The 14,753-nt window shown below is 71.8% G+C and carries 12 protein-coding genes; 10 read left to right on the forward strand and 2 right to left on the reverse strand.

Features of this window, described 5'->3' with window-relative positions; all coding sequences use genetic code 11:
- Positions 1-261: 261 nt before the first annotated feature.
- The 3 genes from ABD369_RS07290 (at position 262) to ABD369_RS07300 (ending at position 4,837) form a co-directional block, all read left to right on the forward strand.
- Positions 262-2,871 (forward strand): ABC transporter ATP-binding protein/permease, encoded by a 2,610-nt coding sequence (locus ABD369_RS07290; protein ID WP_344635400.1) that lies wholly within the window; start codon positions 262-264, stop codon positions 2,869-2,871.
- A gap of 156 nt (positions 2,872-3,027) precedes the next feature.
- Complete coding sequence (locus ABD369_RS07295) at positions 3,028-4,197, forward strand: GAF domain-containing sensor histidine kinase (RefSeq protein WP_344635401.1); 1,170 nt, start codon at positions 3,028-3,030, stop codon at positions 4,195-4,197.
- Positions 4,190-4,837, forward strand: a complete 648-nt coding sequence (locus tag ABD369_RS07300) for a response regulator (RefSeq protein WP_344635402.1) — start codon at positions 4,190-4,192, stop codon at positions 4,835-4,837. The genes ABD369_RS07295 and ABD369_RS07300 overlap by 8 nt, the downstream gene beginning before the upstream one ends.
- Before the next feature lie 54 nt (positions 4,838-4,891).
- On the opposite strand, the gene ABD369_RS07305 is transcribed toward ABD369_RS07300, so the two are convergent.
- Positions 4,892-5,692, reverse strand: a complete 801-nt coding sequence (locus ABD369_RS07305) for a hypothetical protein (RefSeq protein ID WP_344635403.1) — start codon at positions 5,690-5,692, stop codon at positions 4,892-4,894.
- A gap of 202 nt (positions 5,693-5,894) precedes the next feature.
- Between ABD369_RS07305 and ABD369_RS07310 the strand changes: the two genes are divergently transcribed.
- From ABD369_RS07310 to ABD369_RS07335, 6 genes are all read left to right on the forward strand, one after another.
- Positions 5,895-6,686, forward strand: a complete 792-nt coding sequence (locus ABD369_RS07310) for an ABC transporter ATP-binding protein (protein WP_344635404.1) — start codon at positions 5,895-5,897, stop codon at positions 6,684-6,686.
- Between the two features lie 117 nt (positions 6,687-6,803).
- On the forward strand, positions 6,804-7,226 hold the full coding sequence (locus ABD369_RS07315) for an NfeD family protein (protein WP_344635405.1): 423 nt from the start codon (positions 6,804-6,806) through the stop codon (positions 7,224-7,226).
- Positions 7,227-7,236: 10 nt separating this feature from the next.
- Positions 7,237-8,292 carry an SPFH domain-containing protein gene (locus tag ABD369_RS07320; RefSeq protein ID WP_344635406.1) on the forward strand — a complete coding sequence of 352 codons (1,056 nt, stop codon included), beginning with the start codon at positions 7,237-7,239 and terminating at the stop codon, positions 8,290-8,292.
- Between the two features lie 176 nt (positions 8,293-8,468).
- Positions 8,469-9,227 carry a sulfite exporter TauE/SafE family protein gene (locus tag ABD369_RS07325; RefSeq protein ID WP_344635407.1) on the forward strand — a complete coding sequence of 253 codons (759 nt, stop codon included), beginning with the start codon at positions 8,469-8,471 and terminating at the stop codon, positions 9,225-9,227.
- A gap of 241 nt (positions 9,228-9,468) precedes the next feature.
- A complete protein-coding gene (locus ABD369_RS07330) occupies positions 9,469-9,771 on the forward strand; it encodes a 4a-hydroxytetrahydrobiopterin dehydratase (RefSeq protein ID WP_344635408.1) in 303 nt (100 codons plus the stop codon).
- Positions 9,772-9,869: 98 nt separating this feature from the next.
- Entirely contained in the window at positions 9,870-12,056 is a 2,187-nt protein-coding gene (locus ABD369_RS07335) for an outer membrane protein assembly factor BamB family protein (protein ID WP_344635409.1), read from the forward strand.
- 115 nt (positions 12,057-12,171) lie between these two features.
- Here ABD369_RS07335 and ABD369_RS07340 read toward each other — a convergent pair whose 3' ends face one another.
- The gene (locus ABD369_RS07340) at positions 12,172-12,681 is read right to left on the reverse strand and encodes an HNH endonuclease (protein WP_344635410.1); all 510 of its coding nucleotides are present in this window, start codon (positions 12,679-12,681) and stop codon (positions 12,172-12,174) included.
- Between the two features lie 292 nt (positions 12,682-12,973).
- Here ABD369_RS07340 and tyrS point away from each other — a divergent pair, with 292 nt between their 5' ends.
- Positions 12,974-14,239: a tyrosine--tRNA ligase gene (tyrS, locus tag ABD369_RS07345; RefSeq protein WP_344635411.1), complete on the forward strand. Its 1,266-nt coding sequence runs from the start codon at positions 12,974-12,976 to the stop codon at positions 14,237-14,239.
- Positions 14,240-14,753 lie beyond the last annotated feature (514 nt).

A 14,753-nucleotide genomic window follows, 5' to 3' on the forward strand; every position in this document is an offset into this window, starting at 1 on the left:
CCGTGCGGGGCGGCGCTGCACCGGGGGCTTCGGGGCGCGACCGGCCCACCGGGTGCGGGGACTCCCCGTCGCGCGGCCGGTGCCACCGAAGGTTCACCCGCGTCCAGGAAGGTTCACCCTTCGTGCCGAGGTTCCTCACGACTCGTCCCCGGGCCCGCGCCGGTGACGGACCGACTTTCGAGGCGCGGCGGACGGCTGGAATGATTCGCCCTGTCAGATGCAGGAAACACCGGGGGAACCGGAGAGCGGGGCGGGCGGACAGTGCCGCAACTCGTACTAGACATCAGCGGGCAGCAGCGGGTCCTGGAGCCCGAACAGTCGTACACCATCGGGCGTGACCCGAACTCGGACTTCAGGTTCGAGGACGCCAGGGTCTCCTGGCGGCATGCCACCATCTCCTTCGACGGCGCGAGCTGGCAGTTGGAGGACCACGGCAGTACCAACGGCACGTACGCCTCCGGCGCCCGCACGCTGCACGCGCAGCTGCTGCCGGGCACGGTGCTGCACCTCGGCAACGCCGAGAACGGGCCCAGGCTGGCCTTCTCGGCGCCGGCCGGGGTGCCGTCCCAGCAGCAGGCCCAGCAGCCGCAGGCGCCCGCGTGGTACGAGGCCACCACGGCGCCGAGGCCGGGCCCGAACGCGGCCCAACCCCAGCCCCAGCAGTACCAGCCACCGCAGCAGCCGGTGCAGCCCCCGGCGCAGCAACAGCCGTACGTGCCGCAGCAGCAGCCCTGGCCCGCCCAGCCGCCGGTCCAGCAGCCGCAGCCGCAGCAGCAGTGGCCCACTCCGCAGCCGCCCGCCTTCCCGCAGCAGTCCTCGGGCGGCGTGCAGCAGTCCTCGGGTGGCGCGCAGCCGCAGCCCGGTCTCGGCAGCCCGACCATGGTGCGCAGCCTCAACACCGGGGCGCGGACCATCCGGATCGGCCGTGCGCTGGACAACGACATCGTGGTCTCCGACCTGCAGGTCTCCCGCCACCACGCCGAACTGCGCCAACTGCCCGACGGCCGATGGGAGATCGTCGACCTCGGCAGCCACAACGGAATCTTCCTCAACGGCCAGCCGGTGCAGCGCCAGTTGATGGGGCAGCAGGACCGGCTCACCGTCGGCCACTCCACCTTCACCCTGGTCGGCGACCAGCTGCAGGAGTTCCTCAACACCGGCGCGGTCTCCTTCTCCGCCCGCCACCTGACCGTCGAGGTCGAGCACAAGGGCGCCAAGAAGATCCTGCTGAACGACGTCAGCTTCTCCCTCCCGGAGAAGTCCTTCGTCGCCGTCATCGGCCCCTCGGGCTCCGGCAAGTCGACGCTGCTGCGGGCGCTCACCGGCTACCGCCCCGCCGACCGCGGTGACGTCCTCTACGACGGCCGCAACCTCTACAAGCAGTTCGCCGAACTCCGCTCCCGGATCGGCCTGGTGCCGCAGTCGGAGATCCTGCACAAGGAACTCACCGTCCGCACCGGCCTCAAGTACGCCGCCCGGCTGCGCTTCCCCGGCGACACCGAGGCCGCCGAGCGCGAGCGCCGGATCGACGAGGTGCTGTACGAGCTGCGCCTGGACAAGCGCGCCGACAACCGGATCACCGCGCTCTCCGGCGGCCAGCAGAAGCGCGTCTCGGTCGCCCTCGAGCTGCTCACCAAGCCCTCGCTGATCTTCCTGGACGAGCCCACCTCGGGCCTCGACCCGGGCATGGACCGCGAGGTCATGCAGACCCTGCGCGGGCTCGCCGACGACGGCCGCACCGTCCTGGTGGTCACCCACTCCGTCGCCGAACTCGCGCTCTGCGACCGGCTGCTGGTGATGGCGCCGGGCGGTTCGGTGGCGTACTTCGGGCCGCCGGACGAGGCGCTGCACTTCTTCGGCTACGAGAGCTGGGCGGACGTCTTCCAGGCGTTCGAGAACTACCCGGACCACGACTGGGCCGGCCGCTACCGGGGTTCGGTGCACTACCAGCAGTACTCGGCGGACGTGGACTCGGGCGCCGCCCAGCCGGCCGCTGTCGCCCAGGAGCAGCTCCGCCCGCCCAAGCCGCAGAGCTGGCTCTCCCAGTGGTGGACGCTGGTACGCCGCTACCTCTCGGTGATCGGCTCCGACTGGGGCTACATCGGACTGTCCCTGCTGATGCCGCTGCTGCTCGGCACGCTGAGCACGCTGATCCCGGACGACCTGGGCCTGCGCCCCGGCCCCCGTGGCACCAACGGCATCGCCGGGATGATCCTGATGGTCATCGCGTTCGGCGCGTGTCTGTCCGGATCGGCCAACTCGGTCCGTGAGCTGATCAAGGAACGGGCGATCTACGAACGGGAACGCGCCTCCGGGCTCTCCCGCTCGGCGTACCTGATGTCGAAGATCACCGTGCTCAGCGGGGTCAGCGTGGTGCAGGGCGCGGTCATCTCGGCGATCGGCTTCGGTGCGCGCAAACTGCCCACCGAGGGGCTGGTGTTCAAGCACGCGCCGATCATCGAGATGGGCATCGGCATCGTCCTGCTCAGCATCACCTCGATGATGGTCGGCCTGGTGATCTCCGCCCTGGTCAAGACGGCCGAGAAGACCATGCCGCTGCTGGTGATGTTCGCCCTCGTGCAGATGGTCTTCACCGGTACGGTCTTCCAGCTCTTCCACAAGCCCGGCCTGGAGCAGCTGGCCTGGCTGATGCCCGCCCGCTGGGGCGTCGCCGCCCCGGGCACCACCCTGGACCTGGCACACCTCGACCCGATGGGCAGCAAGGACACCGAGATCGACGCGCTCTGGTCCCACTCGGTGGGCCACTGGGCCGTCAACTGCCTGGTCCTGGTGGCCATGTCGGTCGCCCTGGCGTTCCTGGTGCAGCGGCTGCAGCGCCGCCACGAGCCCGAGGTCATGCAGAAGGGCTGACCCGGACGCTCGGGTACGGGCGGCCCGGTCGAATCGCGGATTCGGCCGGGCCGCCCGTTTCCGTCTTCGGGACCGACGGCCCCGCCCCGCTACGCCGCAGGTCCTACGCCCGGCGCCCCATGCCGGGCCCGTCCCGCCGGCGGTAGCGTTGGGGACATGACCGCCGACGAACCCCTCCCCGCCTGCGACCCCAGCCTCGGCGGGATCGAAGCGGTCAGCGCCGCCGTCCTCGCGATGAGCCGGCACCTGGAGGTCCGCGAGGTGCTGCGCCGGATCACCGCCTCCGCCCGGCAACTGCTGGACGCCGAGTACGCGGCCCTCGGCGTGCCCGACGACCACGGCGGCTTCGCCCAGTTCGTGGTGGACGGGGTCACCGACGAGCAGTGGAAGGCCATCGGCCCGCTGCCCCGCCAGCACGGCGTGCTCGCCTCGATGCTGCACCGGCTCGACCCGACCCGGCTGGCCGACGTCCGCCTCGCCCCCGACTTCGGCGGCTGGCCCGACGCGCACCCCGAACTGAAGGACTTCCTCGGGATGCCGATCACCGACGACGGCGAGGTCCTCGGCGCGGTCTTCCTCGCCAACAAACTCGGCGCCAAGGGCCGGACCCGCGGCTTCACCGAACGGGACGAGGAACTGCTGCGCATCCTCGCCGCGCACGCCGCCATCGCCCTCGGCAACGCCCGCCTCTACGAGCGCAGCCGCGAGCTCACCCTGGCCGACGAACGCGCCCGGATCGCCCACGACCTGCACGACGCGGTCTCGCAGAAGCTCTTCTCGCTGCGCCTCACCGCCAAGGCCGCCGCCACCCTGGTCGACCGCGACCCCGCCAGGGCCCGCGCCGAACTCGCCGAAGTGGCCCGGCTCGCCGCCGAGGCCGCCGACGAACTGCGCACCGTGGTGGTCGAGTTGCGCCCGGCCGCACTGGACGAGGACGGCCTGGCGGCCACCCTCGCCTCACAGGTCCAACTACTCGACCGGGCGCACTCCGCGGCGGTCCGCTTCACCAGCCGCGGGGTGCGGGCGCTGCCCTCGGCCCAGGAGGCGGCCCTGCTCCGGGTCGCCCAGGAGGCCCTGCACAACGCGCTGCGGCACGCCGGTGCGCGGCACGTCGACGTCACCCTGGCCGGTACCGCCGGCCGCGGCGCGGTGCTGCGGGTGGTCGACGACGGACGCGGCTTCGACCCCGACTCGGTCCGGCGGGCCGGGCGCCACCTCGGACTGGTGTCGATGCGCGACCGGGCGTCCGCGGTCGGCGGCACCCTGGTACTGGAGTCCGCCCCCGGCGAGGGGACGGTCGTGGAGTTGGAGGTACCCGGTGCCTGACACGTCGTCGGCGATCCGCGTCCTGCTGGTGGACGACCACCAGGTGGTCCGGCGCGGCCTGCGCACATTCCTGGAGGTGCAGGAGGACATCGAGGTGGTCGGTGAGGCCGCGGACGGTGCGGAGGCCGTCGAACGCGCCCGGGATCTGCTGCCGGACGTCGTCCTGATGGACCTGAAGATGCCAGGGACGGACGGGATCGAGGCGCTCAGGCTGCTCAAGGAGCAGGGCAACCCGGCCCGGGTCCTGATCGTCACCAGCTTCACCGAACACCGGACCATGGTCCCCGCGCTGCGGGCCGGCGCGGCCGGCTACGTGTACAAGGACGTCGACCCGGAGGCGCTGGCCGGGGCGATCCGGTCCGTGCACGCCGGGCACGTCCTGCTCCAGCCAGAACTCGCCGAGGCCCTGCTCTCCGACGACGGAGCCCGGGCCCCGCAGGGCCGGGGCGGCACCCTCACCGAACGCGAACGCGAGGTCCTGAGCCACATCGCCGACGGGCGTTCCAACCGGGAGATCGCCCGGACGCTCCACCTGTCGGAGAAGACGGTCAAGACCCACGTCTCCAACATCCTGATGAAACTCGACCTCGCCGACCGCACCCAGGCCGCCCTCTGGGCCGTCCGCAACGGCGAGGCGTAGCCGCCCTCGCGACGCCCGGTGGGCCGCCCGGCGCCGCGGCGAGCCCTCCGTGTCTCAGCCGCGCGGCTCGTCGGCGAGCGAGTTGTAGGCGGCGACCTGGGCCCGCCGGGCGGTCCGGGTCAGCGGCGCCAGCACCTCGCGGCGGGCCGCCATCTCGGAGGCGCTGACCGCGGCCCCGTGCCCGCCCAGCGCGATGGCGAGCAGTGCCGAGATCTGCCGAGCCGACTCCAGGACGCGCACCGCCCGCGGTGAGTACCCGGGCGCGAGCAGCTCGACGTGCCCGCGCCGCCGGTACTCCTCCAGCGCCCGCAGCGCCTCGGGCCCGGCCCCCGCGACGTCCAGCCCGGCGAGCAGTACGGTCGCCTCCCGCAGCCCCTCCGCGAGCTCCCGCTCGGCCTCGTGCAGCGAGGGGACCCCGGCCGGCGGGCCGTCGTTGACGGCGCCGCAGCGCCACAGCACCCGCACCGCCTGGTCGCCGGCCGGTCCGTAGACCTCGACCTCGGGGACCAGCCCGATCGGCACACCGGCCGCCAGCACCGCCTCACCGGCCGCCAACGCCTCCGCGTTGAACGCCGGGGGACCGGTCAGCCCCAGCGGGTGCCCGGCGTCGGGCAGGGCCAGCCGGAGCCCGGTCACGCCGAGGACGCGCAGCCGTCCGAGCGCCCAGGTGAGCCCGTGCTCGTCCTCGGCGGCGTCGCCCGGCAGTCCGGTGACCCGGTGCGTCTCGTCCGCGCCGAGCACCGCCGTGGCGGCGTCGTCGGGCGGAACCAGCCCGGCGAGCAGGGCGTTGCCCCAGGCGGTGAGCCGCCCGGAGCGGGGTTCTTCGTACGGATTGTCGGCAGGAGTGACGAGCATCCGGCCAGCCTACGGAAAACTCGGCCATCCGCGTGGCGTAGGTTTGGGAGAGTGCTGCGCGCGGCGCACCCCTCCGAGCCCCATCCCGGCCGTCGGAGTGGTCCGTCCGTTCGCGCCGACTGACGAGACGAGTGGACCGCACCCCGAGGACCTTTCGCCCAGGTCCCACGGACGGCCGAATCTGCATTGGGGAAGGCTAGGCATGAGCGACGTGCTGGAGCTGGTGGACGTATCCGTGGTCCGGGAGGGGCACGCGCTCATCGATCAGGTCTCCTGGTCGATCTCGGAGGGCGAGCGCTGGGTGATCCTCGGACCGAACGGCGCGGGCAAGACGACCCTGCTGCAGGTCGCCTCCACCTACCTCTTCCCGAGCACCGGCACCGCCGCGATCCTCGGCGAGAAGCTCGGCTCCGTGGACGTCTTCGAGCTGCGCCAGCGGATCGGCCTGGCCGGCGCCTCGATGATGGACCGGCTGCCGGCCGACCAGACCGTGCTCCAGGTGGTGCTCACCGCCGCGTACGGCATGACGGTCAGCTGGCGGGAGCAGTACGAGACCACCGACGAGCAGCGGGCACTCGCCCTGCTCGACCGGCTCGGCATGGTGAACCTGGTCGAGCGCAAGTTCGGCACCCTCTCCGAGGGCGAGCGCAAGCGCACCCTGATCGCCCGCGGTCTGATGACCGACCCCGAGCTGCTGCTGCTCGACGAGCCCGCCGCCGGCCTGGACCTGGGCGGCCGCGAGGACCTGGTCCGCCGCCTCGGCGCGCTGGCCCAGGACGAGAACGCGCCCGCGATGGCGATGGTCACCCACCACGTCGAGGAGATCGCCCCCGGCTTCACCCACGTGCTGATGATCCGTCAGGGCAAGGTGCTGACCGCCGGTCCGATCGACACCGAACTGACCGCCCGCAACCTCTCGCGCTGCTTCGGCCTGCCGCTCACCCTGGAGCGCCGCGGCGACCGCTGGGCCGCCCAGGGCCTGCCGCTCGGCTGAGGCCGGTCGACAACCGAATAAGGCCGCTGGGAGACCGGTCGCACGTGCGACCGGTTTCCGCCCATCCACCTGCGGGAACCAACGCGGGAAGAGTCTTCCCGTACCTAGGATGGATCTGTGGAGAGCTGGATCTGGTGGCTGCTGGCCGCCGTCGGCCTGGGCATACCGCTGGTGCTCACCGCGCTGCCGGAGTTCGCGATGTTCGCGATCGGCGCCGGTGCCGCCGCGCTGGCCGCCGGGCTCGGGGCCGGCGTGGTACTTCAGTTCCTGCTCTTCGTGGGGGTGTCCGTCGCACTGCTGGTGTTCGTCCGGCCGATCGCCTACCGGCAGCTGCGCCAGGCGCCGGAGTTCCGGACGGGGACGGCGGCGCTGATCGGGGCCACCGCGATCGTCCAGGAACAGGTCGACGGGGAGGGCGGGCGGATCAAACTCAACGGTGAGATCTGGTCGGCTCGCGCGCTTCATCCCGGCACGGTCTACCAGCCGGGGCAGCAGGTCGATGTCGTCGAAATCCAGGGCGCGACCGCCCTGGTCGTCTAGGGGAGAGTCCGTGGAACCCGTCCTTATCGTGCTGGTCGTCCTGGTCGTGGTGGCCTTCATCGCACTGATCAAGACGATCCAGGTGATCCCGCAGGCCAGTGCGGCCATCGTGGAGCGCTTCGGCCGCTACACCCGGACCCTGAACGCGGGACTGAACATCGTGGTCCCGTTCATCGACACCGTCCGCAACCGGATCGACCTGCGCGAACAGGTGGTCCCGTTCCCGCCGCAGCCGGTGATCACCCAGGACAACCTGGTGGTCAACATCGACACCGTCATCTACTACCAGGTGACCGACCCGCGCGCCGCCACCTACGAGGTCGCCAGCTACATCCAGGCGATCGAACAGCTCACGGTCACCACACTGCGCAACATCATCGGCTCGATGGACCTGGAGTCCACCCTGACGTCCCGTGAGGTGATCAACGCGGGTCTGCGCGGAGTGCTCGACGAGGCCACCGGCAAGTGGGGCATCCGGGTCAACCGGGTCGAGCTGAAGGCGATCGAGCCGCCGAACTCCATCCAGGACTCGATGGAGAAGCAGATGCGCGCCGACCGTGACAAGCGCGCCGCGATCCTCGCCGCCGAGGGTGCCCGCCAGGCCCAGATCCTGCGCGCCGAGGGTGAGAAGCAGGCCGAGGTGCTCAAGGCCGAGGGTGAGGCCCAGGCCGCGGTGCTGCGCGCCGACGGTGAGGCGGCCGCCATCCGTACGGTCTTCGAGGCCATCCACGACGGCGACGCCGACCAGAAGCTGCTCGCCTACCAGTACCTGCAGACCCTGCCCGAGCTGGCCAAGGGCGACTCCAACAAGCTCTGGATCATCCCGAGCGAGGTCGGCGACGCGCTCAAGGGCCTCGGCGGCGCCTTCACCGGGCTGACCGGCGGCAACGGGGCCGGCCCCGCCGCCGCGCCCGCCGCCCCGACGGCCACTCAGGTCCCGCTCGACCCGGCCGCCCGTCCGGCCGCCACCCCGCCCGCGGGGCCGGGGCCGGTGGACATCGACAAGGGCGCCGCCCGCCCCCGGGTCGAGCCGACCCGTGAGTACCCCAAGATCGACCCGGAGTGACCGACCGGATCCGGCCATGCTGATCCGCCCGTGACGCCTCGGCCCGCCCCCGGAACCGTCCGGGGGCGGGCCGTCCGCCGTCTCCGGCCTCCCGTTCCGGATGATGGATACCCCCTGATCCTGGTACCGCCACTGCTGGAGGATCAGCGTGACAGGGGCGAGCGAAGGGTTCGGACATGACGTGGTGGGAGGCGCTGCTCGTCCTCGCCGCCGGGATCGGTGCCGGGACGATCAACACGGTGGTCGGCTCGGGCACCCTGATCACCTTCCCGGTGCTGCTCGCCTTCGGCCTGCCGCCGGTCACCGCCAACGTCTCCAACACCATCGGCCTGGTTCCCGGCTCGCTCAGTGGAGCCATCGGCTACCGCCGCGAGCTCGCCGGACAGGGCGGGCGGCTGCGCCGGCTCGGCACCGCCTCCCTGCTCGGCGGGCTGCTCGGCGCCTGGCTGCTGATCAGGCTGCCGGGCAGCGCGTTCAAGGCGATCGTCCCGGTCCTGATCCTGCTCGCGCTGGTCCTGGTGGTCCTGCAACCCAGGGTGGCCCGCGCGATGGCCGCCCGGCGGAGAGACGGCGCCGCGACCGGTACCGGCCCGGTACTGCTGCTCGGAGTGTTCCTCACCGGCATCTACGGCGGGTACTTCGGCGCGGCCCAGGGCGTGCTGCTGATCGCCATCCTGGGAATGCTGCTGGACGACGGGATGCAGCGCCTCAACGCGGCCAAGAACGTGCTCGCGCTGACCGTCAACGGCGTCGCCGCAGTCTTCTTCCTCTTCTCCTCGCACATCGACTGGACGGCGGTGCTGCTGATCGCGGCCGGTTCGGTGCTCGGCGGCCAGATCGGGGCCAAGGTCGGCCGACGGCTGGCGCCACCCGTGCTGCGCGGCGTCATCGTGGCGATCGGCCTGGTCGCGGTGGTCCGGCTGCTGATCGCCTGACGGGGAGCGGGTGCGTTGGCTCGCCGGTCTGGCGGTCTGGCGGTCTGGCGGTCTGGCGGTCTGGCGGTCCGCTGGCCCGTCGGCTCGCCGGCCTGTTGGTTCGACGGTCCGTCACAGGTGGGAGGCGGCCGATCCGTGGGCGGTGCGCGGTGTCGCCGGGCCCGCCGGCGGCCGCCTCCCTATGCTCCTGTGAGCGCACCAGGCACCGGTGAGCGCACCCCGAGGGAGAGGCAGCAACACCATGAGCGGACGCCCGGCCCTGCTGACCGAGGACGAGATCACGGCGGCACTCACCGCCCTGCCCGACTGGACCCGCGAGGGAGACTCGATCACCCGTACCGTCGAGGCGTCCAGCTTCCCGGCCGCCATCCGGATCGTGGACTCGATCGCCGTGACCTCCGAGCAGATGGACCACCACCCCGACATCGACATCCGCTGGCGGACCCTGCGCTTCGTCCTTCTCACCCACAGCGAAGGCGGTCTGACCAGCCTTGACTTCACCCTCGCGGGCAAGATCGACGAGGCCGTGCGCGCCGGGGCCTGAGCCCCGGTCAGTGGCCGGAGCCCAGGGTTTGGGAGGGCCCGCGTCCGTCGACGTGAGATGCTGGCGCCTCGTAGCACGCAGTCGGACGGACGGGACGCATGGCTCAGGACCACTCCGGGACCGCCGGGCAGGAGCCCATCGGGTACGACTACCAGCAGCAGCCCTGGTACCCAGCGCAGCAGCCGGCTGCGGCCGGTGACCCCTGGCAGGGTGGCGCGCAGGAGCAGTATCCGAGCGGCGACCACGGCTTCCACGAGCAGCCGGGCTTCGCCGAGCAGCCCGGCGGGTTCGGTACCCCCGCCCAGGCCGGCTTCCCCGAGCAGCACGGGCTGCCGGGCCAGCCGGGCTGGGACGGCCAGAACACCGGACCGTGGCAGAACGGACTCCACGGGCAGGGCGGTGTGCCCGGGCAGGGCGGCCATCCGGGGCAGCAGGAGGCCGGCGGGCACGGCGACGGCTTCTACGCACCCCAGGCACCCGGCGCCGGTGGCCAGGAATTCGGGGCCACCCCCGGCTACGACCCGTTCGGGACGAGCGCGGCCGCCACCACCGCCGACTCCGTGTACGGCCAGTACCAGGCCCCGGAGCAGCAGCTCTACGCGCCGCCGGGTGCTGAAAACGGCTACTACGGCTTCGACCAGCAGTACCCCGCGGATCCCACCGGCCCCGCCGCCCAGGGCGCCCAGCCACCGGCCGGCCCGGCGTCCCCCGCCGGCGCCGAGCCGGACCAGGGCCCGCCCACCGCCGCCTTCCCCCCGTTCGACCAGGCCGCGACCGCCACGATGCCCCCCGTCTCCGGGGACTCGGCAGCCGTCCCTCTCTCGCCCTTCGTGGTCGCCACCCCGGCGGAGCAGCCGGACGACGGCAGCCGGAACGGCGGCGGCTCGAACGACGGCGAGGGCAAGGGCTCGCTCGTCGACCGGGCCAAGGCCGCCGTCTCCGCCGTGGTCTCGGCCGAGCACGGCCCCGACCGGCGCACCCTGGCGATCCGAGCCGGCGCCGGTGCCGCCGCCGTCCTCGTCCTGATCACGGCGGCCGTGCTGGCCACCGACGGCAGCGGCAGCGGCAGTAGTGGCAGCAGCGGCGGAAGCACCGAGGACCCGGCCGCGGCCAAGGCCTTCGCGGTCGCCCACGCCAAGGCCTGGACCGCCCAGCCCGCGGCCGCCGGTGCGGCCGGCTCCGACGACACGCTGGTCGGCAGCTGGCTGCTCGCCGACACGGCCGTCCGTGCCGACAGCACCGGTGTGCACGCGTACGCGCTGACCGACGGGAAGCCCGCCTGGACCGTCACCCCGCCGGCCGACAACGCCGCCGCCTGCGGCCTCTCGCCCACCGTGAACACCAACGGTCTCGGCGTCGCCCTGTTCCGGCCGCAGGCCGATCCGAAGAGCCCCTGCACAATGCTCGCCGCGATCGACACCAAGACCGGCAAGACGGCCTGGACCAAGACCCTCTCCGACACCAAGGACCCGTACTCCGCGCACGTCGCGGTCAGCGGCGACAAGGTGATCGCGGTCGGCGACGACAAGGCCTGGGCCTGGGCAGCGGCCGACGGCAGCGACGCCTGGCAGTACACCGGCCAGGGCAAGTTCTGCACCCTGTCCGGCGGCGCGGGCGGCGACACCGTGCTGCTCAGCAGCAGCTGCGCGGACAGCGACCCGAACGTCCAGGCCGTCGCGCTCAACACCGCCGACGGCAAGGTCAAGTGGTGGCGCGGGCTCAACAACAGCCCGAAGACCGTCACCGTGCTGTCGGCCGAACCCGCCACGATCCTCACCACCGGCCAGAGCCCCGCCGACGACCGGGTCCTGTCCTGGGGACCCAACGGCGACCCCGCCACCGAGATCCCGGTCTCCGGCAACGGCGGCCGCCTCGACGTGGCCCGGGGCACCTTCAGCCCGACGCCCACCGTGTTCTTCCAGGGCCACACCATGGTCACCACGCTGACGCCGGCCGAAGGCAGTCCGGTCGCCGTGACCGCGTACGACCTGACCACCGGCAAACCGCTCTGGAAGTCCGCCGCCACGGAGAAGGGCAAGGCCCGCGCGGTGGGCATCGACAACGGCGCGCTGATGCTCGCCGTCGACGAGCGGCTCGACCAGCCGGCCCACCTCAGCCGCTTCGCCCTCACCGGTGGCCAGGAGTCCACCGGCGGCGCCTACCCGCAGGGGACCGGCTCGCTGCTCACCGCGGGCCGGGTCCTGATCGGCGGCGACAAGGTGGTGGCCGTCCCCGAGCACTCGACCAACTTCGGTACCGCCACCGCCTTCCAGGCCAAGGGCTAGACAGCCCCTACCGGTACCCGGCCGTCCGGTGGCCGAGGCCCGCTGCCATCGGCCCGGTGGGCCGATCCGTCCCCCCACGAGATCGGATCGGTCCACCGGGAGCCAGGTGAGCCGGTCAGGCCGCGGCCGGCAGCCACGGTGCGAACTCGCCCGCCTCGCTGCCGCGCAGGCCGAGCGCCATCATCAGCGAGGCCTCCGGCGTGGGTTCGAACGGCCTGCGGAGCAGCTGCATCCCGGCCTGCTCCGGGGTCCGGTCGGCCTTGCGCTGGTTGTCCTCCGCACAGGCCGCCACGGTGTTCAGCCAGCTGTCGGTGCCACCCCGGGACTTCGGCACCAGATGGTCGACCGTCCCGGCCCGCCGCCCGCAGTACGCGCACACGTGCTGGTCCCGGATCAGCACCCCGCGCCGGGACCACGGGGCCCGTTGTCGGAACGGCACTCTGACGTACCGCCGCAGCCGGATCACCCGGGGCACCGGTACGGACACGCCGGTCGCGCGAACCACGCCCAGCGGACGGGCGTGTTCGACCACGGCCTTGTCCTGGAGGACGAGCACCACGGCGCGCTTGAGCGACACCGTCGTCAGGGGTTCATAGCTCGCGTTGAGTACCAGCGTGTTGCGCACCGGGGCCACCCTCCCTGTCCCGACCGTGCCCCGACGGCCCGGCCGTCCTGATCCCATGCCTGTCAGCCGCCCCGTTGCTCGTCGCCCGGTGGCGGTGCAAACACTCTGGACGGGCCCGGGCGCCCGAACAACGGAATTTCGCCTGCCCGGCCACAGCGGTGGCACGCCCGAACTGAAATCCGCTGGCCAGGACCGCGTACCCTCTAGAACGCTGGAGTCGTCCAGACGCGGGGCCCGATGGAACGGCCCACTGACACGCGCCTGGGTGCCCGATCGAAGGAGAAGCGAGACCGTGACGGACATCGTCGACGAGCTGCGGTGGCGCGGGCTGATCGCCCTGTCCACCGACGAGGACGCACTGCGCAAGGCGTTCGCGGACGGCCCGGTCACGTTCTATTGCGGCTTCGACCCGACGGCCCCGAGCCTGCACCTGGGCAACCTGGTGCAGATCCTCACCATGCGCCGCATCCAGCGGGCCGGAAACCTCCCGCTCGGCCTGGTCGGCGGCGCCACCGGCCTGATCGGTGACCCCAAGCCGACCGCGGAGCGGGTCCTCAACGACCCCGAGGTGGTGGCCGGCTGGGTCGACCGCCTGCGTGGCCAGATCTCCCGCTTCCTCGACTTCGAGGGCGAGTACGCGGCCAGGATGGTCAACAACCTGGACTGGACTTCCGGGATGTCGGCGATCAGCCTGCTGCGCGACGTGGGCAAGTACTTCCGCGTCAACAACATGATCGCCAAGGAGGCGGTCGCCCGGCGGCTGAACTCCGACGCGGGTATCAGCTACACCGAGTTCAGCTACCAGATCCTCCAGGGCATGGACTTCCTGGAGCTGAACCGCCGCTACGGCTGCACCCTGCAGACCGGCGGCAGCGACCAGTGGGGCAACCTCACCGCCGGAACCGACCTGATCCGCAAGGCCGAGGGCAAGTCCGTGCACGCCCTCGCCACCCCGCTGATCGTCAAGGCGGACGGCACCAAGTTCGGCAAGACCGAGTCCGGCACCGTGTGGCTGGACCCGGAGCTCACCACCCCGTACGCCTTCTACCAGTTCTGGTTGAACGCGGACGACCGGGATGTCTCCAACTTCCTGCGCATCTTCTCCTTCCGTTCGAGGGAGGAGATCGAGGAACTGGAGCGCGAGACCGCCGAGCGCCCCGCCGCCAGGCTCGCCCAGCGCGCCCTCGCCGAGGAGCTCACCACCCTCGTGCACGGGGCGGAGCAGTACGAGCGCGCCGTCGCGGCCTCCAAGGCGCTCTTCGGCCAAGGCGACCTCGCCGACCTGGAGCCCTCGACCCTCGCCGCCGCCCTGGCCGAGGTCCCCAAGGCCACGGTCAGCGAGCTGCTCCCGATGGTCGACCTCCTGGTCGAGGCCGGCCTGGCCCCGAGCCGCAAGGGCGCCCGTCGCACCATCAACGAGGGCGGCGCCTACCTCAACAACGCCAAGGTCACCGACGAGGAGGCGACCCCCACCACCGCCGACCTGCTGCACGGCCGCTGGCTGGTGCTGCGCCGGGGCAAGCGCAACCTCGCCGCGATCGAACTGAAGACCGCCTGACACCCGAGCAACAGCGACAGCCTGCAGGACACGGGTTGGCGCAAACCGACTCGTGTTGAGCTGCACCTTCGGGTGGGAGGGGCCGGATCAAGCCAGATCCGGCCCCTCCACGTTTGACTACCGTTGACCGGTGTCCTAACGTAGGTCGAGTCGCCTGATTCGGGTGGACTCCCCTTCGACCAGTGATGGTCCGTCGCACGCCCTTTCGATCTCGATCGATTGGGAAATTCGACCGGAAAGCTCTGGTAGAGTTCGGGAGCGCCGAAAGGCGAAAGAAGAAAGCAAATCCGATGGAATTCGGTCCGGTAAACGGAGCGGAAAGCATCTGATAAGCTGGAAACACGAAAGAACGAAGCGCCCGGGGGTTCCGCTGGAAGGCGGTCCGAAGGAAGCGTCCGTTCCTTGAGAACTCAACAACGTGCCAAAAGTCAACGCCAGATATGTTGACATCCCCGGCCTCGGATCCTTGTGGTTCGTGGTTGGAGATTCCTTTTGAAATACACAGCGAGGACGC

The sequence above is a fragment of the Kitasatospora cystarginea genome, assembly GCF_039533515.1.
Lineage (GTDB): Bacteria > Actinomycetota > Actinomycetes > Streptomycetales > Streptomycetaceae > Kitasatospora > Kitasatospora cystarginea.